Annotated in this window: 22 protein-coding genes and 4 tRNA genes; 25 read left to right on the top strand and 1 reads right to left on the bottom strand. The window is 37.8% G+C overall.

The genetic code is table 11. The features are described from left to right. Positions 1-70: 70 nt before the first annotated feature. Complete coding sequence (rpsF, locus tag ILYOP_RS09330; protein WP_013388281.1) at positions 71-349, top strand: 30S ribosomal protein S6; 279 nt, start codon at positions 71-73, stop codon at positions 347-349. Positions 350-462: 113 nt separating this feature from the next. Then, positions 463-690, top strand: a complete 228-nt coding sequence (gene rpsR / locus ILYOP_RS09325; RefSeq protein WP_013388280.1) for a 30S ribosomal protein S18 — start codon at positions 463-465, stop codon at positions 688-690. A 521-nt stretch (positions 691-1211) separates the two neighbouring features. Here rpsR and rpmB read toward each other — a convergent pair. Then, complete coding sequence (gene rpmB / locus ILYOP_RS09320; protein ID WP_013388279.1) at positions 1212-1469, bottom strand: 50S ribosomal protein L28; 258 nt, start codon at positions 1467-1469, stop codon at positions 1212-1214. Positions 1470-1626: 157 nt separating this feature from the next. On the opposite strand from rpmB, the gene ILYOP_RS09315 reads away from it, so the two are divergent. From ILYOP_RS09315 to ILYOP_RS09205, 23 genes are all read left to right on the top strand, one after another. Beyond that, complete coding sequence (locus tag ILYOP_RS09315; RefSeq protein ID WP_013388278.1) at positions 1627-3966, top strand: endonuclease MutS2; 2340 nt, start codon at positions 1627-1629, stop codon at positions 3964-3966. After that, positions 3942-4646, top strand: a complete 705-nt coding sequence (gene ispD, locus ILYOP_RS09310) for a 2-C-methyl-D-erythritol 4-phosphate cytidylyltransferase (protein WP_041921034.1) — start codon at positions 3942-3944, stop codon at positions 4644-4646. Before ILYOP_RS09315 ends, ispD begins: the two co-directional genes overlap by 25 nt. Positions 4647-4662: 16 nt before the next feature. Beyond that, the gene (locus tag ILYOP_RS09305) at positions 4663-5493 is read left to right on the top strand and encodes a nitrilase-related carbon-nitrogen hydrolase (protein ID WP_013388276.1); all 831 of its coding nucleotides are present in this window, start codon (positions 4663-4665) and stop codon (positions 5491-5493) included. Between the two features lie 12 nt (positions 5494-5505). Then, complete coding sequence (locus ILYOP_RS09300; protein WP_013388275.1) at positions 5506-6750, top strand: hypothetical protein; 1245 nt, start codon at positions 5506-5508, stop codon at positions 6748-6750. A gap of 9 nt (positions 6751-6759) precedes the next feature. Next, the gene (gene cysS, locus ILYOP_RS09295; RefSeq protein WP_013388274.1) at positions 6760-8187 is read left to right on the top strand and encodes a cysteine--tRNA ligase; all 1428 of its coding nucleotides are present in this window, start codon (positions 6760-6762) and stop codon (positions 8185-8187) included. Then, positions 8175-8558 (top strand): mini-ribonuclease 3-like protein, encoded by a 384-nt coding sequence (locus tag ILYOP_RS09290; protein ID WP_013388273.1) that lies wholly within the window; start codon positions 8175-8177, stop codon positions 8556-8558. Before cysS ends, ILYOP_RS09290 begins: the two co-directional genes overlap by 13 nt. Next, complete coding sequence (gene mreB, locus ILYOP_RS09285) at positions 8558-9607, top strand: rod shape-determining protein (RefSeq protein WP_013388272.1); 1050 nt, start codon at positions 8558-8560, stop codon at positions 9605-9607. Before ILYOP_RS09290 ends, mreB begins: the two co-directional genes overlap by 1 nt. After that, a complete protein-coding gene (locus ILYOP_RS09280; protein WP_013388271.1) occupies positions 9607-10518 on the top strand; it encodes a hypothetical protein in 912 nt (303 codons plus the stop codon). Before mreB ends, ILYOP_RS09280 begins: the two co-directional genes overlap by 1 nt. Before the next feature lie 166 nt (positions 10519-10684). Next, positions 10685-10760: transfer RNA gene (locus ILYOP_RS09275), tRNA-Val, on the top strand. A gap of 6 nt (positions 10761-10766) precedes the next feature. Beyond that, a tRNA-Asp gene (locus ILYOP_RS09270) sits at positions 10767-10843 on the top strand. 6 nt (positions 10844-10849) lie between these two features. Then, positions 10850-10925, top strand: a tRNA-Phe gene (locus tag ILYOP_RS09265). Positions 10926-10938: 13 nt separating this feature from the next. After that, positions 10939-11012 (top strand) — tRNA-Cys (locus ILYOP_RS09260). Between the two features lie 115 nt (positions 11013-11127). Next, positions 11128-11655, top strand: a complete 528-nt coding sequence (locus ILYOP_RS09255; protein ID WP_013388270.1) for a hypothetical protein — start codon at positions 11128-11130, stop codon at positions 11653-11655. A 159-nt stretch (positions 11656-11814) separates the two neighbouring features. Further along, positions 11815-12873 carry a type IV pilus twitching motility protein PilT gene (locus ILYOP_RS09250; RefSeq protein ID WP_013388269.1) on the top strand — a complete coding sequence of 353 codons (1059 nt, stop codon included), beginning with the start codon at positions 11815-11817 and terminating at the stop codon, positions 12871-12873. 10 nt (positions 12874-12883) lie between these two features. Then, entirely contained in the window at positions 12884-13924 is a 1041-nt protein-coding gene (locus ILYOP_RS09245; RefSeq protein ID WP_013388268.1) for a hypothetical protein, read from the top strand. A 134-nt stretch (positions 13925-14058) separates the two neighbouring features. After that, the gene (locus tag ILYOP_RS09240) at positions 14059-15783 is read left to right on the top strand and encodes a GspE/PulE family protein (RefSeq protein ID WP_013388267.1); all 1725 of its coding nucleotides are present in this window, start codon (positions 14059-14061) and stop codon (positions 15781-15783) included. Between the two features lie 15 nt (positions 15784-15798). After that, complete coding sequence (locus tag ILYOP_RS09235) at positions 15799-17001, top strand: type II secretion system F family protein (RefSeq protein ID WP_013388266.1); 1203 nt, start codon at positions 15799-15801, stop codon at positions 16999-17001. A 103-nt stretch (positions 17002-17104) separates the two neighbouring features. Further along, on the top strand, positions 17105-17875 hold the full coding sequence (locus ILYOP_RS09230; protein ID WP_013388265.1) for an ABC transporter ATP-binding protein: 771 nt from the start codon (positions 17105-17107) through the stop codon (positions 17873-17875). Beyond that, positions 17868-18623 (top strand): ABC transporter permease, encoded by a 756-nt coding sequence (locus tag ILYOP_RS09225; protein ID WP_013388264.1) that lies wholly within the window; start codon positions 17868-17870, stop codon positions 18621-18623. The genes ILYOP_RS09230 and ILYOP_RS09225 overlap by 8 nt, the downstream gene beginning before the upstream one ends. Positions 18624-18631: 8 nt before the next feature. Further along, positions 18632-19324 (top strand): tetratricopeptide repeat protein, encoded by a 693-nt coding sequence (locus ILYOP_RS09220; protein ID WP_013388263.1) that lies wholly within the window; start codon positions 18632-18634, stop codon positions 19322-19324. A gap of 100 nt (positions 19325-19424) precedes the next feature. Further along, entirely contained in the window at positions 19425-19901 is a 477-nt protein-coding gene (locus ILYOP_RS09215) for a type II secretion system protein (RefSeq protein WP_013388262.1), read from the top strand. Between the two features lie 655 nt (positions 19902-20556). Further along, on the top strand, positions 20557-21294 hold the full coding sequence (locus ILYOP_RS09210; protein WP_013388261.1) for a prepilin peptidase: 738 nt from the start codon (positions 20557-20559) through the stop codon (positions 21292-21294). Between the two features lie 84 nt (positions 21295-21378). Continuing rightward, complete coding sequence (locus ILYOP_RS09205; RefSeq protein WP_013388260.1) at positions 21379-22068, top strand: prepilin-type N-terminal cleavage/methylation domain-containing protein; 690 nt, start codon at positions 21379-21381, stop codon at positions 22066-22068. The last annotated feature ends 5 nt before the right edge of the window (positions 22069-22073 follow it).

Below are 22073 nucleotides of genomic sequence, written 5' to 3'. Positions count from 1 at the left end.
TATAATTTTTCTTGCCCTGCTCAAAGACAAAGTTCTTTGGGCCAAAATCCAAAGGGAGGAGGTAATGTTAATGAGAAATTATGAAATTATGTACATCATCAACCCAACAGTTATGGACGATGCTAGAACTGAAGTAATGGCTAAAGTTGAAAACATTTTAACTGCTGCTGGAGCAACTAACGTAAAAGCTGAAAAGTGGGGGGAAAGAAAGTTAGCATATCCGATTGAGAAGAAGCAATCTGGATACTATATTCTAACTACTTTCGAGATGGACGGAACTAAATTAGCTGACGTTGAGAAAAAACTTAACATCACAGAAAGTGTAATGAGATACATCATCGTTAAGTAGTTTCAAAGCTGTATGGCTAATTATTAAAAGAATATCATTTGGGATATTCCAATCTTCATCAGGCAACTGATGATTATGAGTTCCCGTTCAAATTTCAGGAGGTGAAAGTACAAATGGCAGTTGATTTCAAAAAAAGAAGAAGAAGAGTTAAGCTTAGAGTTAAAATAGAAGAGATCGATTATAAAAATGCAGATCTTCTTAAAAACTTTATCAACGATAAAGGTAGGATAAAGCCAGCTAGAGTAAACGGAGCGAGCGCAAAGCTTCAGAGAAAAATAGCTAAGGCTGTAAAAAGAGCAAGAAACATTGCTTTAATTCCTTATACAAAAGTAGAGAAGTAAGATTAAATGACCTGTTTTTTACAGGTCTTTTTTTTATATTTATAAAGTATTGATTTGTTCAGGTTGTATTACTTTTCTCTTGAAAGAAAAGCATCCCAAGAGTGTTTTCCACCCTTCGATAAGGGCATAACCAAAAGTTCAAGAATTTTCAAACGTCTAGAAAGTATATGTTTCTTTTAACACATTTGTAAGCTACAGTTTGCAGTTACCTGCTCATCAACAGGATAAGGTGTTTCATAGTAGCTATCGCTCCTTGAACTCTGTAGGACGGCTAAATGGAGGTTCTTTCCTCTATAAGCTCTGCGACTTGAAAATTCACTACCTATTAAAAAATAATGCGAATAGGTTTTTTTCAGTTCTTGTAATTAAAAGGTTTTGTATTTTTTAGGGGTTTCTTTTCTTTGGATAGTTTTTTTGGACAAGCAAAGAAAGTAATGTATAAATGCAGTTATTTATACAAAAAAATAGACAAATAAAAAAAGACAGATCTTAAAATCACTGTCTTTTTTTTATTTGCCCAATTATTTGCTAAGAGCTTTAGCTATTTTAGGACTAAGAGTTTTAGCGTTAGATTTAAGAATGTTTAACGTTTCAGCTTCATTAGCTCCTTTAAGAGTTTTAAGCATCTTAGAACAAACTTTAACTTTAACCGCTTCTCCATTGATAACAATCTTAGTAGGTTGAAGATTTGGCTTCCAAACTCTGTTAGTACATCTGTGTGAGTGAGAGACTTGATGTCCAAAAGTCATTCCTTTACCAGAAATTTCGCATCTTTTCATATATTACACCTCCTTAAAGACAAATTGCAAATAATTATATCATTAATGCCAGTAAATATCAAGCTTTTTTTATGTATAGAGAGCCTTCACAGCATAGCCAAATGATTTTTATTGTGATATAATGAAATGAAAAATTGTATATTATAGGGTGGTGTATGTGAATAAACACAGCTTAAATGTATTGGAATTTGATAAATTAAGAGAAGAGATAGCAGGGTATTCTCAGGTAGAGGATACCCATATTTCCATAACTGAAATGATTCCTTATAAGGATATAAACCTAGTAAAAAAAGAGCTAGAGACAGTAAGGGACCTTATGGATTTTATAAAATATGACGGTGGAGCAGAGACTGTCGGGATAAAAAATATCAATAAAATAGCAAAAAAATCAGAGCTTATAGGGGCTTATCTTGATGCTGAAGATGTATGGGATATAAAAGAAAATCTTAAGATATTCAGGCTCTTTAAAGGTAAGCTTGAGGACTTGGGAAAATACAAAGAACTCATAGCTAAATTTAAAGCTGTTCCTATATATAAGGGGCTAGAAGAGATAATAAACAAGGCTGTAGATAATGAGAAAAATATAAAGGACGATGCTTCTTTGGACCTAAGAGATATAAGGTTTCAAAAGAAAATAATCGCTTCGAATATCAAGAAAAAATTTGATGATATCTTCTCAAACTCAGCTTATTCTAAAGCCATACAGGAAAAAATAATAACCACAAGAGACGGAAGAAGTGTAATACCCATAAAAGCTGATTTTAAAGGTCAGATAAAGGGTATAGAACATGACAGGTCTTCTAGTGGACAGACAGTATTTATAGAACCGATATCTATAGTTTCGCTAAATAACAAGGTGAGAGAGCTTGAAGTCAGAGAGAGAGAAGAGATAAGAAAAATACTCTTACGACTGACAGATCAGATAAGGATAAATCTTGACGGGATTTATCTTGTAGGAGATGCCATACTAGAATTAGATAAACTTTCTGCCAAGGCAAATTACGCTTTAGAGAAAAAATGTACTGTGCCGGAGATAAATAACAAAGAGATAATAAGCCTAGTAAATGCAAGACATCCTTTTATACGGCCATCTGATGTGGTACCTTTAACCTTTGAAATCGGAAGAAAATACAATACTCTTTTGATAACCGGACCTAACACAGGAGGAAAAACTGTAGCCCTTAAAACGGCAGGACTCTTGACACTAATGGCACTTTCAGGAGTACCGATACCTGCAGAAGAAAAGACAAGTATTGGATATTTTACAGGAATATTTGCTGATATAGGGGATGAACAGAGTATAGAGCAATCTTTGTCATCATTCTCGGCTCACCTAAAAAATGTGCAGGAGATACTAGATAATGTCACAAAGTCCTCTCTTGTACTGCTAGATGAGCTCGGTTCGGGAACAGATCCTATGGAGGGATCAGCCTTTGCCATGGCTGTGATAGATTATCTGAAATCTAAAAAATGCAAGGCAATGATATCCACTCACTATAGCGAGGTTAAGGCTCACGGATACAATGAAGATGGGATAGAGACGGCTTCTATGGAATTTGACTCTAATACACTTTCCCCGACATACAAACTTCTCATGGGGGTACCAGGAGAGAGTAACGCCCTCACGATAGCTAAGAGGCTAGGGGTTCTTGATGAAGTAATAGAAAGAGCAAAATCATACATAAGTGATGAGAATAAAAAAGTCGAGAGTATGATAAGCAACATAAGAGAGCAATCTGAAGGTCTAAATAGTATGAAAATACAGGTAGAGCATCTAAAGGAAGAAGCTAAAAAGAACAAAGATGAATATGAGAATAAATTGATAGCTCTAGAGAAGGAAAAAAATGAAATTTTAAAAGATGCATATGAAAAAGCAGATAAGATGATGAGGGAGATGCAGGCTAAGGCCAAGGCACTGGTGGATAAGATACAGACAGAAGAGAGCAAAAAAGAGGATGCCAAACTCCTTCAGAAGAGTCTGAATATGATGAAAAATGCCCTGAAGGATGAGAAAAATAAAACAATTGTCTCAAAACCAAAGATAAAAAGAAAGATTGAGTTTAAACAGGGAGAAAAAGTTTTTGTAAAGAGTATGAGTCAGCATGCTGTTGTAACAAGGATAAATGAGCATAAGCAGGTGGCACAGATACAGGCTGGGATACTAAAACTTGAGGTAGCCATAGACGACTTAAAAAAGGTAGAAGAGCCGAAAACAAAGCAATACAACACAGTTCAAGTCCATAAAAGAACTGCAGTTAGGTCTGAAATAGATATAAGAGGAAAGATGGTGGATGATGCAGTTCACGATCTAGAAACTTATATGGACAGAGCACTTTTGAACGGTTTTTCTGAGGTTTATGTGATACACGGTAAGGGTACAGGTGCTCTGAGAGCTGGGGTAATAGAGTATCTGAAAGGGTGCCATTATGTGAAATCCTTTAGAGCCGGAGGCCACGGAGAGGGCGGAATCGGCTGTACCGTGGTGACATTGAAATAAAAGGTGGTAATATGAAATATACCTTTATAGTTGCAGCTGCAGGATCAGGAAAAAGAATGGGATTAGGCTATCCAAAGCAATTTTTAGAATACCAAGGAAAGCCAATATTTATAAAGACTCTTGAAAAAATAGACCAAAATCCAAGGGTAACAGATATAATCGTAGTTACAAATAAAGAGTACACAGAGAAGGTAGAAAAACTGTGTGAAAAGTATAGAATAAAAAAAATAAAATGTGTGGTACAAGGTGGAAAAGAGAGACAGGACTCTATACAGAATGCTTTAGAGAAAACAGGAAATTCTGAAATTATAGCGGTGCAAGACGGAGTGAGACCCTTTATAGAAAATAGGTTTATAGAGGACTCTTACAGGATTCTGGAAAAAAATTGTGACGTTGACGGGGTGGTTATAGGGGTTCCTGTAAAGGATACAATAAAATTAGTTGATAAAGATGGTTTTATAACCTCCACTCCAGACAGGTCATTGCTAATGGCTGCACAGACTCCTCAGGTTTTTCGTGGGGAGATTCTGAAAAAGGCATACAGTGATGCCAGTAAATCAAATTATCTAGGAACAGATGATTCTTCCCTTGTGGAAAGAATAAACGGAAAAGTAATAGTTCTTGAGGGAAGTTACAATAATATAAAGATAACAACTCAGGAAGATTTAAAATATCTTTAGGATAATGGGGGAAAAGATGAAGTTAGCAGTAGCTCAAATAAAACCCACATTGGGTAATGTAGAAAAAAATATAGAGATTATGAAAGAAAAAATATCAGAGGCACTAAACCAAGGTGCAGAGCTTATTGTATTTCCGGAACTTGCTCTTTCAGGGTATCTTTTGGAAGAGATGGTTTTTGATGTTTGTGTAAATGTGCCTCATGAACTTGTGGATCTTAGTAATAAAATAAGTATACTATTTGGGGGAGTAGAGAAGGGGAAAGATAATTATGTATACAACTCAGCCTTTTATCTTGAAGAGGGAAAAGTAAAACATACCCACAGAAAAGTTTACCTTCCAAACTACGGGATGTTTTTTGAGGCCAGATATTTTAAGAACGGAGACAGATTTCGGGCTTTTGATACAAAATTTGGGAGGATAGGAGTCCTTATATGTGAGGATGCATGGCATCAGTCATCGTCGTATATTCTGAGCCAAGACGGAGCGGATTATATATTCTGTCTTATGAATAATCCTGCAAGAGGATTTGAAGATGAAGGCCGTTATATCTCCAAAGAGTGGGAAGCTATAGGATATCTGACTGCTTCTATGACCGGAAGCTACTTTATAATGGCAAACAGGATAGGGTGTGAAGATGGTGTTACCTTTGGAGGAGGTTCACAGGTGGTTTCACCTTCAGGTAAAGTAACAGCAAGGGCACCTTATATGGAGGAAACTCTTTTGGTGTCTGAGATTTCAGAACGAGAGATTAGAAAAGCCAGATTTACAGCCCCTATACTCAAGACTGAAAACCTCGACCTTACCATAAGAGAGCTTGAGAGAATAAGGGAAGAAAAATACAGATAGGAGAGTGATATCTTGAAAAGATTGAAAATACTGCTTTTATCTTTGCTGACCTGCATATTAATACTACTAGCAGGATACAAGTATATCTATCATATACCTGGTAAAAACTTCCTGGTAAAAAATACCAGGGCAGTTTATGTAAATGAAAATTTTAACCGTAAGAGCATAAAACCTCTGGAAGAGCTCCTTGTAAAAATCGGCGAGGAAAGTCAGATAGAGGATTTGAAAAAAGAAAAAAAATATATAAAAAACATATATATTCTTTATTTTGGAAGAATGGAGCTTTTAAACGAACACAGGGTGGGAGTTTTAGACCCAGGTCTTTTCTACCCATTATTCAAATCTAGGCTGGGGAAGTATTTTGAAAAGTCAGGAGATTATTATATCCTTAAAGAAAAGTACAGAGAGAAATACTCGTCAGGAAAAGAAGTTTTTCTAAAGGGTTACAGGGGTTATTTTCTGGTATCTGACTCTAAATCAGATTTTGAAGGTGTACTTTCTAATATCGGAGAAACCAATGAAAATCTGATAGCCTTAAAAAAAAGAAATAAGGACAACATATTTGGAAAGCTTCTTATTGATTTTTCTGGAACCCGAGGAGAACTCTGGGGTTTGAAAGGGTCTGTTCTCACTGGAAATTATGAATCTGAAAAACTTTCTATGGATAACAAGTTGGTGGGAGAAGGGGATATAATAGAACTCTTTAAGAATCAGCCAGAAGAAAGAAAAATGGGAAAATATCTGGGAGAAAACAGAATTTATATATCTTCTAGTGACTTTGGAAAGGCTGCTGAGATCTTTACTGCCAGTATACCAAAGGAGCAAAAAGTTATTTTTGACATATGGGAAAGTTTTTCCGGAGCAAGTGTAGAGGAGTTTCTAGGAGATATCGATGGCGAGATAGTAGGAGATATCGAGAAAAATCAATGGATAATACCTCTTAAGGAAACCAAAAGATTTGAAAAACTATTTATGATTCTCGGTAAAAGTAAAAGATTGAAAATAGGAAACATAAGTCTAATGATCCAAGGAAATAATATATATCAGGGAAAAGAAAAACTGAGCCCAGGAATAGGAGGAACTCTGTCAAAAGATCAATTTTTTCAGGGAGATATAAGTCTTGACCTTCTAGACAGATCTTTTTCAGAAGAATCTAAAATCTCCATAAAAGGAAGAGCAGAAAATGACTATCTCAATCTGCACACGGAACTCGGTGAAGAGACCCTTGATGACATTTTGAGCAAAATTAAGAAATAGGAGGGCTGTATGCTTAGAATATTTAATACTTTAAAGGGAAAAGTAGAAGAATTTAAACCCCTCAAAGAGGGAGAAGTTTCTATGTATGTCTGCGGACCTACCGTGTATAACTATATACATATAGGGAATGCGAGACCGGCTATATTTTTTGATACTGTGAGAAGGTACCTAGAGTATAGGGGGTATAATGTAAAATATGTACAGAATTTTACAGATGTAGATGACAAGATGATAAAAAGAGCCAATGAAGAGGGAATAACCTTAAAAGAGGTGGCAGATAAATATATTGCAGCTTATTTTGAAGATACAGCCAAGGTAAATCTAAAAGAGGACGGGATGCTAAGACCTAAGGCTACCGAGCATATCGGAGAGATGATAAAACTTATAAAGACTCTGATAGAAAAGGATTTTGCCTATGAAGTTCAGGGAGATGTATACTTTTCTGTAAAAAATTATAATGAAAAATACGGAGAACTGTCTAAGCAAAATACTGAGGATTTACAGAGTGGTTCTAGGGTAGATGTAAATGATATCAAGAGGTCACCATTGGATTTTGCCCTTTGGAAGGCTGCCAAAGAAGGAGAGCCTTCTTGGGGATCACCTTGGGGAAAAGGAAGACCAGGGTGGCATATTGAATGCTCTGCCATGTCAAATAAATACCTCGGGCCTACCTTTGATATCCATGGGGGAGGACAGGACCTTATCTTTCCGCACCATGAAAATGAGATAGCCCAGTCTAAATGTGCAACTGGGGGAGATTTTGCAAGATACTGGATACATAACGGCTATATAAATGTAAAGGGTGAAAAAATGTCTAAGTCTCTGGGGAACTTTTTTCTCTTGAGAGAGGTCTTGGAAAAATATGAAGGTAAAGTAGTGAGGTTCTTTGTACTGAGTTCTCATTACAGGAAACCTATAGATTTTTCTGAAGACGAGCTGAATCAGGCAAAGGCAGCAGTGGAGAGAATAGAAAACAGTCTTATGAGGGTCCTTGAAAAGATGGATGAAAGAGACAGCATAGGAGACCACTTAGCTGTAGAAAGCCTGGCAAAAGCACTGGAAGAATCTAAAACTAAATTCGTTGCTGCAATGGATGAGGACTTTAACACCTCACAGGGTATAGGGTCTATTTTTGAGCTTATAAAAGAGATGAATAAGTTTATGGACGGAACTTCCTTAGATGCAGAGGGAAGAGAAGTTCTAACTGCAGCTTCTGATTTTATAAAAGAGGCAATTATAGAGGTCTTGGGAGTAGATATAAAGGTAGAGAAAAAAGTAGGTAACATGACTTCGGAACTTGTGGATTTCATACTAGAAATCCGTCAAAATGCAAGGGTGGAAAGGAACTGGGCTCTTTCTGATAAGATAAGAGACAGGCTCGGTGACATGGGAGTAAAAATAAAAGACGGTAAGGATAAAACCACATGGTCAATATAGATCTAAAAGATGCCGGAGGACTTCCTTTAGCTTATCTAGGTGATGCAGTATGGGAACTGACTGTGAGGGAATATTTCGTAGAAAAAGGGTATAAAATAAATACCATGAACAAAAAGGTGAAGAAACTTGTCAACGCAAAGGCACAGAGTGTAATTTTTAAAAGTATACTAGAGGATCTAGATGAAGATTACAAAGCGGTGGCAAGACGGGCAAAGAACAGTAACATAAAAAGTTTCCCTAGGTCATGCAGCATAATGGAATACAGAGAGGCCACAGCATTTGAAGCACTGATAGCGGCCTTTTACATAAACGGAGAGACATGCAGAATAAAAAAAATACTGGAAAATCATATATCAGAGGGTGAAAAATAATGAAGAAGATTAAACTTAAAATCAAATGGCCTGGTATGAAGATTCAAAAAAGTATAGGTATAGACCTAGGAACTGCAAATACCCTTGTCTATCACAAGCAGAAAGAGGAAATAGTTTTAAATGAACCCTCTGTGGTAGCAGTTGATAAAGAGACTAAAAAGGTGTTGGCAGTGGGACAAGAAGCCAAGGATATGCTAGGGAAAACTCCTGATCATATTATTGCAGTTAGACCCCTTAGTGAAGGGGTAATAGCAGACTACGATATTACAGAAGCGATGATAAAATACTTTATAAAAAAGGTATTTGGAAAATATAACTTTGTTCTTCCTGAAGTGATGATATGTGTACCTATAGAGGTAACAGGAGTGGAAAAAAGAGCCGTACTAGAGGCTGCAATATCAGCAGGGGCAAAAAGAGCTTATCTTATAGAAGAGGCAAGGGCTGCCGCTTTAGGTTCTGGTATAGATATATCGGCACCTGAGGGGAATATGATAGTGGATATCGGCGGAGGTTCCACTGATATAGCAGTAATATCTCTAGGAGGGACAGTTGTAAGTAAATCCATAAGAACGGCGGGAAATAACTTCGATGAGGATATAATAAAATATATTAAAAAGACCCATAACCTTCTTATAGGAGAAAAAACAGCTGAACAGATAAAGATTCAGATAGGAACGGCACTGGCCTTGAGTGAAGAGGAGACCATGACTATAAAAGGAAGAGACATGGTTACAGGACTTCCTAAGCCTCTTACCATAACTTCTGCTGAGGTGCTAGAGGCTATAGAGGATTCTCTTATGGAGATAGTGACATCTGTAAAACAGGTTTTAGAAAAAACACCGCCAGAATTATCAGCAGACATAGTTGATAAAGGGATAGTCATGGCAGGTGGGGGATCCCTTATAAGGAATTTTCCTGAACTTATCTCAAAACACACACATCTTCCTGTGAAACTTTCCACAGGTCCTCTTGAAAGCGTAGTTATCGGAGCGGGAATAGCACTTGATAAAATCGAAGTTTTGAGGAAAATAGAAAAGGCGGAAAGATAATGTTTGATGATATAAAATCTAACGAAGAGGCAAAAAACTTTTTGAAAAATGAAATAAAAATGGAAAAAAAGTCAGGGACTTACCTCTTTTATGGTGAAAGAGGGAGCGAACTCATGGAGTTCTCCCTGGCTTTTGCCAAAGGTTTGAATTGTAGTGAAGAACCTTTTGATTTTTGTGGCAAGTGTGATGTATGCCTCAGGATAGACTCTGGAAACTATCCTGATGTGGAAATCGTGGAAGATCCCACAGGAATAAAGATAAGCCAGGTGAGAGAACTGATATATAAAGCTTCTAGCAGCAGTTACGAAGGCAGAAAAAAGGTATTTATACTGAAGGATGTGGAGAATCTAAGAGTAGAGGCTGCAAATGCACTGCTGAAAATAATTGAGGAACCTGGTGAGGGAACTTTTTTTATTCTGAACTCACACTCTCTGAATATAATTCCAACGATAATATCAAGATCAACTGCAGTACATATAAAAAAGAAAACTCCTGAAGAAATGGATGTAACGAAAGAGGAGTATGAGTTTTTCTTTGGAGATGTGGGCCAGATAGAAAAGTATAAAAAAAGCAATACGGATCTCAGTCGTCCTGTGCCTTACACAGAGATAGGTTTACATATAAAAAATTATATAAAAGATGGTGAGACAGAAAGCAAAATAAATATTCAAAAATCTTTAAGGGACTTTATGAGAAACAGGAAGTTTTTAGAGAACATTGAAAAGATTTATTTTGCAGAGGAGATATACAGAGGCTCTAGAGAACGCAGCATAGCCGAGAATATAATGTATGAAAGTATTCTTTTGAATGATGATCTATCAAAAACAGAAAAGCTTCTTTATATAAAGGGGATGCTGAGGTTTCCGGTTAACCTCCAGATGGCTCTAAAGATATTTTTTATGGAGATTTAGTCTGAAAGTACCAATAATAAATACCTGGATAAGAATAAAAATACATTGCGGCTAAAAAGACAGAAAAACAAGGATTTAACGAAATAAAACCAATTAAATACTCCAGGGTGGCTTTGTATGGGATTGATTTATCCCGTTATATAAGCTATACTACTCTAGTTGATCGGGTCGCATAGCTCAGTTGGGAGAGCACCTGCCTTACAAGCAGGGGGTCACAGGTTCAAGTCCTGTTGCGACCACCATATAATGGGGGTGTAGCTCAGATGGTTAGAGCACCGGCCTGTCACGCCGGGGGTCGCGAGTTCGAGTCTCGTCACTCCCGCCATTATTTGCCCAGATAGCTCAGTCGGTAGAGCAGGGGACTGAAAATCCCCGTGTCGGTGGTTCGATTCCGCCTCTGGGCACCACAAAACTTAATAAGGCGACGTCGCCAAGTGGTAAGGCAGAGGTCTGCAAAATCTCCATCGCCGGTTCAAATCCGGCCGTCGCCTCCAATGAGTACAACAGTCTGAAAAGGCTGTTTTTTATATTTTTTGTAAAAATTATTTAAGCAAATACGAGGAAAAGCATAATTTTTCATAATAGACTATATAATGGGAGGTGGGTGTTTTGAAAAAAAAGGGTTTTAGCATAGTAGAAATAATAGTAATAGTTGCCATAGTATTTTTATTGGGTTCTTTTGGGACAATGAAAATAAACGGAAGGGCAGAGAAGAATGCAATGATAAAGGTGAAGAGTACAATCACTGAACTAATAAGAGTTACTGCTCACAAGTCCTTTGAAAGAGGAGAGGAATACAGAATAAAAATAAATATAGAGGATAAAGCTGTAAAAAGAGAAGACAGCTCGGGGAATACAGAGGAAGAGATTACTTTGCCGGATGTACTGTCTTATAAACTTGGAAGTGGTAGTGATACAGAATATGAGATAAAAATAGACGATACAGGACATGCAACTTTGGTAGGATTTGGAGGGTTAAACAGAAATATATTTGTTTTTAACTCTTCTGGAAAGGCTCTTTACAAGATAAATATGAGGGATAATACCGCACTGGGGTATATTATAATTAATAGCTACCTTCCTAAAAGTGATATGGATGAGAGCAATTATGCTAGCGGAACCTGGGAAAAAGAGTAGTCTAAAACTTTATATCTCGATCATCTAAAAAGTGAAAATATATTTAATAAACTTTTTATATTTTATCCAGATATAAATTTAAGTGAATTTTTGATTGGAGAAAGAAAATCATTATAATAAAAATCTTAACTGTAATTGACTAAAAAGGGGGGGAGATATATGCTTTTGGAATTGCTTGACTACATAGCTGAAAATAAGTGTTCTGACCTTCATCTGAAGGTGGGAAGCAGACCTATACAGAGGAAAAATACGGTACTTTCTTATTTCGGACGAATGGAACCAGTGACAAAAGAGGAGATGGACGGAATAGTCAATGATATTTTTACAGAATATGCCTGGAAAAATTTTGAAAAAAATATGAACTTTGATATGTCTTACGAGATACCTGGAAAAGCCAGATTCAGGATAAATATATCAAAGGATAAAAACAGCTATACCCTGGCGGCAAGGTATATTCCTAAGGAAATCCCTAGCATGAAAGAACTGGGACTTCCTGAAAAACTAAAGGATATAACTGCAATGAGTGACGGACTGATACTGATTACAGGGGCCACCGGAAACGGTAAATCAACTACTGTGGCATCGATGCTGAACTATCTGAACCAAAGATTGAACAGAAGGATATACACCTTGGAAGACCCTATAGAATATGAGTTTGAAGATGAATGCTCTATTATAACCCAGAGGGAGCTTGGGAGGGACATGGTATCCTTTGACTTAGCTTTGAAATATGTACTGAGACAGGATCCGGATATAATATTTGTGGGAGAGATGAGAGACAAGGAGACAGTAAAAGCTGCCATAAGGGCTGCAGAGACGGGACATCTGGTAATAGCCACGCTTCATACAAGAGATGCCATACAGACTATAGACAGGATAGTAGATATATTCCCTGGAGAACAGCAAAGTCAGGTAAAGAGTCAGCTGTCTAAATTGTTGCAGATGATAGTGTCACAACAGTTACTTATAAACAGAAAAGGCGGAATGATACTGGCCTGCGAGGTGCTCATAAACACACCTGCCATAGGAAATCTCATAAGAGAAGGGAAGGGGCATCAGGTATATTCCATGTTAGAGACAGGGGGAGAGTACGGTATGATGACCTTTGAAAATGCCCTGGATGGACTGGCCAGAGACGGCTATATAGACAAAGGAGACAAGGAGAAAAATGTGGCTTCAAGGGCTATCTATAAGGACAAAGAAAAGGAAAGGGTATAGGGGGTAAGTTATGAAAAAGATACTAATGAGTATTTTTATATTTGTTTTTTCATGTGCTGGTTTTTCTGATTCATCCTTTGAGGTTAGTTTTTATGTTCCTAGCAGTCTTTCTGGAGCTGAAGCTGATGCCTTGGAATACATCAAGGATATAGGGGGGGTAAAGAGTATAGACTGGGTTTCGACCGAGACTAATAATGTTTGGAATGCAGGAGAAGGCTTAGATGGATCCTATAAAATACTAGAGTATAAGGTGACCTATAACGGAGACGAAAGTTCATGGAGTTCGGGAAAGTTAGTTTTGTTCTATGATTTGGAAGATATAACTTACAATTACAATGGTGACGACATAAAAATAGACGAGGAAAAACGTTATTTGGTTGGTGATGTGCAAACCAATGATCAAATAGAAGGCAGAACATATATAGATTATGATGATATCGGAAGTTACACAGGAAGTAATAACGGTATCCCTGCCAATAAGGAATATACTCCTGCTGAAGGTGTAAATATAATAGCGGGGCCTGTATATGACGACCCCTATGATGATGAGACTTCCAGTTCCTTTATAAACGGTAACGTTATAACTCATATATTTGAGGTTGTAAAGCCAACAACAACAGCAACAGGAGAAACTGAATACCCTGTTATTTTTCCAGAAATCAACACAGCCTCTGGGAGGGAAACAGGTGACAAGACTTCAGATACATGGAAAGAGCTGAGCGACTGGCTAGATAATAACGTGACAAGTGATGGAACAGACAGTGATGGAGACGGATTTGCAGAGGATTCAGACGGGAATGAAACTACTGATTATTTCAGAGATAGCATAGTAATAAGAAAATATGTATATTTTGGGCCTGGTACGGCTACTTCAATTACGCCTCCAGCTTCGGTATTAGATGATCTGGAGATAAAATCCAGAACAACAGGAAGCAACAGACAGAGGACTAGCAGCATAACGGTGGGAGCTGATGACTATTATAATGACGTAAAGGAAAGCAGCGATCCAAGTCCCTTTAAGATAACAGAAATGGAGGATAGGGGTAAATAATTGAAAAAACTCCGGGGTATCCGGGGTTTTTTTAACAAAGAAAGAAGGAAAAGTATGATAAAATCTTAAATAATACTTAGAAGAAATTTCAGAAATATATTTTATGATAAATTAAACTTCAGGGGTGAACTTTCATGGTGGTCGTAAGAAAAAGAAAATCTATTTGTGAAAGGCTGAAAGAGAAAAATGTTCTTACACAAGAACAAATAGATGAAGCCATAAGGCATCAGGGGATGGAACAGGACAAAAAAATAGGACAGATTCTTCTGGACATGGGGTATATAAGTGAGGAAAAGCTTCTAAAGGAGCTTTCAGACCAGCTAGGAGTCAAGGGAAAGGTAATCCGTGTAGAGGATATAAATAATGAGGCCATGTCTTTTTTTGACCGGGCTTATTTAGAGGGGAAAAACATAGTTCCTATAGGGATAACATCTAACAAGATAATAATAGCAATGGCAGATCCTACAGATGTCAATCTGATAGATGAGATAAATCTAAAGACAAAACTTATTGTTAGTCCTTATCTGGCCTTGGAGGATAATATAACAGACGTAATAAAGGAGTACCTAGAGGAAAAGACAAAAAAAACCGAGGCCAAGGTAGAAGGTGTTTTTGCTGAACTTCAAAACTCCTTAGATGATGATTTTGAATTTCTGGATACAAGACTTGAGGATATAGAAAATCGTTTTGACTCTGAAAGTGCCCCTATAATAAGAGGAGTGGATGCTCTTCTCATGAAGGCGATAAAACTGAAAACCAGTGATATACATATAGAACCCTATGAAGATGAGATCAGGGTCCGTTACAGGATAGACGGTGTCCTTGTGGAGATAAAAAAGATGCCGAAAAACCTTATCTACGGACTGGTATCTAGAATAAAGATCATGTCAGGAATGGATATAGCGGAAAAAAGGCTTCCTCAGGACGGAAGATTCAGAATAAAGATAGCAGGAAGGTCAGTAGACTTCCGGGTTTCTACACTTCCCACTTTATACGGAGAAAAGATAGTAATGAGGATACTAGACAAGAGTAATATGAAGTTTGATTTAGACGGACTGGGGTTCAAAGAGGACGCCATGGAGATAATAAGAAAAAAAATATCCAGTCCCTATGGAATAATACTGGTAACAGGGCCAACAGGAAGTGGAAAATCAACGACACTATATTCTATGCTTAAAAGTATAAATACAGATGACGTAAACATATCTACAGTAGAAGATCCTGTGGAATATGAGCTAAAGGGAATAAATCAGGTGCATTGTAAAAATGAGATAGGACTCAACTTTGCCAACGCCCTTAGAACATTTCTCAGGCAAGACCCGGATATAATAATGGTTGGAGAGATAAGGGACAACGAAACGGCGGAAATAGCAATAAAGGCCGCCTTGACAGGGCATCTGGTGTTTTCTACTCTTCATACAAATGATGCACCGAGTTCGATACATAGACTTATAGATATGGGTGTAGAACCATTTCTAATATCGGCATCACTTCTCATGATACAGGCACAGAGGCTTGTGAGAAAGATATGTCCACACTGCAAGGGAGAGCACGAGGATCCAAAAACACTTCTAAAATCCCTCGGTGAAGACCCGGAAGAATATGAAAATATTACTTTCTATAAGGGAAAAGGATGCAGTCACTGTAACGGGACAGGTTATACCGGACGTTCTGTAATATACGAGGTAATGCCTCTGACAGATGAAATAAAGGAAGCTGTGAGTCGTAGACTCACTACAATGGAGATAAGAGAGATAGCAAGAAAAGATGGAATGGTTACACTTAGGGAGACAGGGATAAAAAAAGCTGTTCTGGGGGAGACAACCTTAGAAGAGATAATAAGGGTAACTCTTATGTAAGGGGGGAAGTCGGCGATGGGAGTATACAGGTATACTGCAATGAGTTTGAAGGGAAAAAAAACCAGCGGAAAAATGGAAGCTGAAAATAAAGAGGACCTGAAAAGGCTCCTCAGGGGTCAGAAACTGACTCTGTTGAAGGAAAAAAAAGTTACTGACAAACAGGGAAAGGGTGTAATATTTGATAGAGTAAAACCTAAAGATATAGCAGTTTTTACGAGACAGCTCTCTACAATGCTAGAGGGTGGAGTGGGACTCTTGAGGTGCTTTACGGTTCTAGAGAAACAGTGTGAAAAACCAAAACTAAAGGTGGTAGTAGGGGAGATAAGACAGGACATAAGTTCAGGGAAATCAATATCCTATGCCTTGAGCAAGCACCCACAGTATTTTGACTCTCTTTATGTGAGTATGGTAAAGGCCGGAGAGGCATCAGGAGCATTAGACACAATCCTAAACAGGATAGCCCAGTCTCAGGAAAAGGCCGAAGAGATAAAGGGGAAGATAAGGACAGCAATGATATATCCGTCTATCGTACTGGTGCTGTCTTTTACAATAGTATTTTTACTGATGAGTTTTGTTATACCGAACTTCGTTGTGCTTTTCACAGACACTGGAGTTCCTATGCCTTCACTTACTCTTTTTGTAATAGGGATAAGTAAGTGGTTCAACAAAAACTGGTACTGGATACTTCTGGGAGTTGGAATTTTGGCCTTTATAGGGTATAAATACCAGAAAACCCCCAAGGGGAAGAGAAATTCCCACAGTCTGATCCTGAGACTACCTCTTTTTGGGAAGATATTCAAAAAGGCATCTGTAGCCAGGTTCAGCAGAACCCTTGAAACTCTCTTGGACAGTGGAGTGCCTATACTGTCTGCCTTTGATATAGTGGCCGACACAGTAGGGAATATACTAATGGGAGAGTCTATTAGAGAGGTAAAGGATAAGATAAAAAGCGGACATACAATAGCAAAACCTCTGGAAGAATCAGGTTCTTTTCCTCCTATGGTTGTAAATATGGTTGATGTAGGAGAGGAAAGTGGAGAGCTGGTAAAAATGCTTTCAAAACTTGCAGATTTTAACGAGCGGGAGCTAGAGGAAACCATAAGGGACTCCCTGGCTGCATTTGAGCCGATGATGATATTGATAATGGCACTCACTGTGGGAGTCATAGTAGTGGCAATGTATCTGCCTGTATTCTCACTGTCAGACACTATAGCCTAGACAAGCTAAAGGAGGGGAATTATCTCCTCCTTTTCTATTGCTAATAGAGTTTAAACCTGGTAAACTTTTAGAGATATCATTATAGATAGAGGTGAGCTTAAAATTGGAGAACATAATAGAGGTAAAGGACATAACGGTATACTACAAGGAAAAGGATATAATAAAGAAAATAAAAGGTAACAAGGGGAAGAAAGGTATAGAGGGTGTGTCCTTCGGAGTGAAAAAAGGAGAGATATTCTCTATAATAGGTCTAAACGGAGCAGGGAAAACAAGTACAATGAAATCAATGCTTGGGTTACTTAAAACCGATAGGGGAGAGGTAAGGATATTTGGGAAAAAAAATCTCAAGGGAGAGGACTACAAAAAAATAGGGTATCTTCCTGAGATATCATATTATCCTCAGACTCTGAAACTGAAAGAGGTGCTAAATTATTACGGAGAACTCTACGAGATGCCCAAAAGTAAGAAAAAAAAGATAACTGAGGATCTGGCTAGGGAGCTAGGGATTTATGAGAGGATGAATGACAGGCTGGAAAAATTTTCCAAGGGGATGCTTCAGAAGGTTGGCCTTGCACAGTCTGTAATGGGAGAGCCTGAAATTTTGTTTTTAGATGAGCCTATGTCTGGGCTAGACCCACTGGCCAGAAAAAAAGTGATAGATATGATGGAGGTTCTGAAGAAAAAGAATACCACTATAATATTTAACACTCACATACTGAATGACGTGTCAAACTTAGCTGACAGGGTGGCTATAATGCACAAAGGTCAGCTGGTGGAAGTCAAAGACGTGAAAAAACTAAAGGAAAAAATAGGGGATGGGTTTTCCCTGGAAAAATATTTTATAGAGAGAATAGGAGGTAGAAACCTTGACTAAGATACTGACAATGGCGAAATACTCTTTCAAGGAAAATATTTCAAATAAGATATTTAACGGGATAATTATGTTTGGAGGAATACTGATATTTGCTACTATGCTTTTGGACGAGTTAGCCCTTTACGAGGGGGTAGAGGTTATAAGGGATACAGGGCTTTTTTTCACTGAGTTCATGGTGATGTTTATAGTGATTTATCTGTCTGCCACCTGTGTACTAAAGGCGATAAAAGAGAAATCCATATATTTAGTATTGACAAAAGGTGTGGGAAAGGAAGAGTATCTTACAGGAACTTTGCTTGGTATGATGTATACCATATTTTTTAATGTATTTCTAATGGGGGGAGTCCTCTGTGCCCTTATATGGAAAATGGGGGGCAGTCTGGACAGCAGCTTTTTTGTATCTCTTTTATTTATAGGGCTTAAACTATCTTTACTTTCAGCAGTGGGGATAATGTTTTCTGTGGTATCAGAATCCTATGTCACTGCCATCTTGTTCACTGTGTCCACATATATAGCTGGTCACGGTCTGCTTGAGCTAAAAGAGGTGGCTCAGAAGGTAAAGGGGACAGCTTTTGAGGTAATTTTAAATATATTATATACAGTACTTCCCAAGTTTCATCTGCTGAACTACAGAGATTACCTGGGAAATGTTCATATAAACCTATGGCTTCTGACAGGGTATATGGCTGTCTATATGACTGCTATGCTTTTTATCGCAACGGCATCTTTTTCTAAAAAAAGACTGTAGGTGGTGGCATGAGAAAAAGTTATTTTATACTGGGTATAGGGGCTATACTTTTGCTCTTTGCCATGGAGGGAAGATTAAAAGAGGAAGATTATAAAGTCTTTAGTAAGAGTTATAAAGAAAGAAGCGGAATGGACAGAAACACCTTTGCAGCAAGGGCTCTGGGGATAAAGAAAACTGCCAGGTCTTTTCTGTGGATGGGGCATGTGGTAAAGACGGGAGCACTCTTAGGAGGTGATCCTAAGGAGGGTATAGAGGCACTGAAAAAAGGGTCTGAGAGAATAAGTTATCTGGACCCTTATTTTGTGAGAAACTACAGTTTTACCGGGGGGATCTTGGCATTTATAAGAACTTACAAGGACTTTGAAGGGGCCTTTGGTATACTTGAAAAAGGAATGAGATACAACCCCAATGAAAGTATGTTGAAAAAATATCTGGCAGGAACAGTGGCTGGAAAAAAAGGAAACAGTAGAGAACTTTTGAAGTTATTTGAAGAGATAGTGAAGGAATCGAGGGATGATCTTCTTATGAATACTCTGGCTTTTTCCTATGAAAAAATATACGAAGAAAGCGGTGAAAGGCAGTATCTGGAAAAATCCATATATTACTGGAAAGAGCTTCTAGACTCAAAGGATGATAAGTATAAAAAGAGGGCAGAGGAAAAACTTCTGAAGTATCTAGAAGATAAAAAACAAAAAAAATAAAAGGAAGAAGAGAGGCAAAAGAGTAGAAGGATGTCATAGGAAACGGAAACAGGGAAAGAAAAAATAAAAACACACAAAGGGAAACTAAGGAGGAAAGGTTATGAAAAAGAAAGGATTTACGTTAATCGAGTTGGTTGTTGTTGTTGCTATCATTTTATTACTTGCTGCTACTCTGGCACCGAAACTGAGAAAAGAGGTTGCTAAGGCGAGAGATGCCAAGGCTGTAGCTGCTCTGGGATCTGTAAGAACTGCTATCAATGTCTATCTAGCAGACGAAGGTGATGGAGTTGATTATATATACGCGACTTCACCGGATTCATTCCTAATTGATAGTTTAGATGATTCTTCGGAATATATGGAGGATAATCTGGTTACCTACTTACTAGGTGAGGAAGACCCTGATGAAGATGCGGTTGTTCCCGTTGGAGGAACGAGAGAGGATGCAGATGGTACAATTACTTATGGAGGATCAATAACTCTTAATTATGACCCTGATGCAGTATCAGCGAAATTAGGAGCTACCAGTGGAGATGCTGGAATATATGATACAAAAGGGAATCTTTGGTCAGAATATTAAGAAGATTTCAAGGCTGTCGGTTTCGGCAGTCTTTTTCTTTTGGGAAAAATCATAGGATATAAAAGATAAAAAATAAGAAATGAAATAATTAATGAATAAAACCTATTTTAGCCCACAGAGTTTCACAGAGAAGGGAAAGAGGTGCACAGAGTGAACCTTTTTAATTTTTTGTCACGAATACACACGAATTTTTCAAATGTTTTCAGTAGAGGTTTTATGGAGATTAAAATATTTACCACAGAGACACAGAGTGAAGGTGAGGTATTGGGGTTCAAGAGAGAAAATGATTTTTAAATGTGAGATGTATTTAAAAATGCACTTAATTTTTGTCTTGTTTTTTTTGAAAGCTATTCCTTATTTTTAAAGGTTTTCTATGAATCTAAGATTTGATTCAGCATTTAGTTCGTGTAAATTCGTGACAAGTGTTTTAATCTTCTCTCTGTGAAACTCCATCTTTTCCTCTGTGTCCTCTGTGGCCAAAAGGTTTTATTATTATTATTATTATTCGTGTAAATTTTTTTATGTTTTATTAGTGTCCATTCGTGACAAAATCTTTTGACTTTAATTTTTTTGGTAAAAATATTTTTCACTTGTAATCCTTACCACTAACAGGGTAATATATTTTTATAACATAAAGAATAAGGAGTGAAAATTTATGGATATATTTTTCTTTGCAGTTATGGGTCTTCTCCTTGGGAGCTTCTATAACGTCTGCATATACAGAATCCCCCGGAAGGAAAGCATAGCCTTTCCACCGTCCCACTGCCCAAATTGTGGCCACAAGATAAGGTGGTGGGAGAATATACCTGTGATATCCTATGTGCTTATTCTCCGAGGAAAGTGCAGCAGCTGCGGTGGGAAAATATCTGTGCAGTATCCCTTGGTAGAGCTTATAACGGGACTTGTCTTCGGAGCAATATATTACCGGTACGGAATGAGTATATGGACGGCGGAACTCATTATAGCAGCCTCTATACTGGTCATCGCATCGGGGATAGACTGGGAGCATTATTATATCCCTGACAGGTTTACCCTGGGCTTGCTCTTACTTGGCTACGGCTTCTCCTTTTTTAACGGTGTGGGGATAGAGAGATCTTTTATGGGATCGGCTGCCTATGGGTTTTTATTTGTGATGATCTACGGCTATGGTGAGAGGCTTTTTAAAAAAGAGGTCTTGGGCTTCGGAGATGTGAAGCTGGCAGCAGGGATAGGGTCAATTGTTGGCTATCTGGGGTTTTACAGGATGCATCTATTTATCACCACATCCTTTGTGGCAGGTGCGGTATATGGGATATATCTAATTATCACCAAGAAAAAAGACAGGAAGGCTGAGGTTCCCTTTGGTCCCTTTATAGCTTTTGGAGGAATTATAAGTGCACTCTTATTTTTATAGGGTGCATTTTTTAATTTTTTGAAGGAAAATCCAATAGGACGAGTAGAAGATACTTAAGGTCAAATCAGAGGGAGGAATGAATATATGAAAAAGAGAGGTTACTCAGTTATAGAGGTGCTTATAGCCATGGCAATATTTCTCTTTGGAATATTTCCTATAATTGGTTTTACCTTTACGTCTCTCAGGGGAGAGAGAATAGCTGGGTCAAAAGAGGAGGCTGCTAGGCTTACAACGACAGTGGTGGATTATATAAAGAGCCGGGGCTATGATAGAGTAAAATCAATGATAGGCAGCGGTTTCAATGAAACATATGAACTGGTTTTGACAGATGACAAAACTGCTTTTCGTACAGAAAACTATGATTTTGAAAAAGATTTTTACGGTATCAGCAGTCCTAGCAGTTCGGATAATATATTTATATTAAACAGCCGGGGTCTAAGGATGGATGACGGCAAGGCTCAGTTTACTGTATATATGAATTTGGCAGATGTGGAACTTATGAGACTGAAAAACAGCACAGGAGACGACGACCCTGAAACAGGCTGGGAAGAAGAGGATAAATATGAAAACCCCATAACAGGAGAAGACGGTGATAATATACTCTTCGGTACAGGGGGTATAAATACCGATGAAACAAATGGGAGCGACAGTTTGACCCGGGACAAGTTTATATTTGGAAAGGTTATTTTTGAATATACACAAAATACAGACGGGGTCTTCGATAAAGATGTGGAGATGCAGTTTGTAATCTCACCTATAGAGGAATGGAGGTGATCCTG

The organism is Ilyobacter polytropus DSM 2926, from assembly GCF_000165505.1.
Lineage (GTDB): Bacteria > Fusobacteriota > Fusobacteriia > Fusobacteriales > Fusobacteriaceae > Ilyobacter > Ilyobacter polytropus.
Note: the sequence above shows the minus strand (reverse complement) of the source record. Positions and strands in the feature narration are given on the sequence as shown.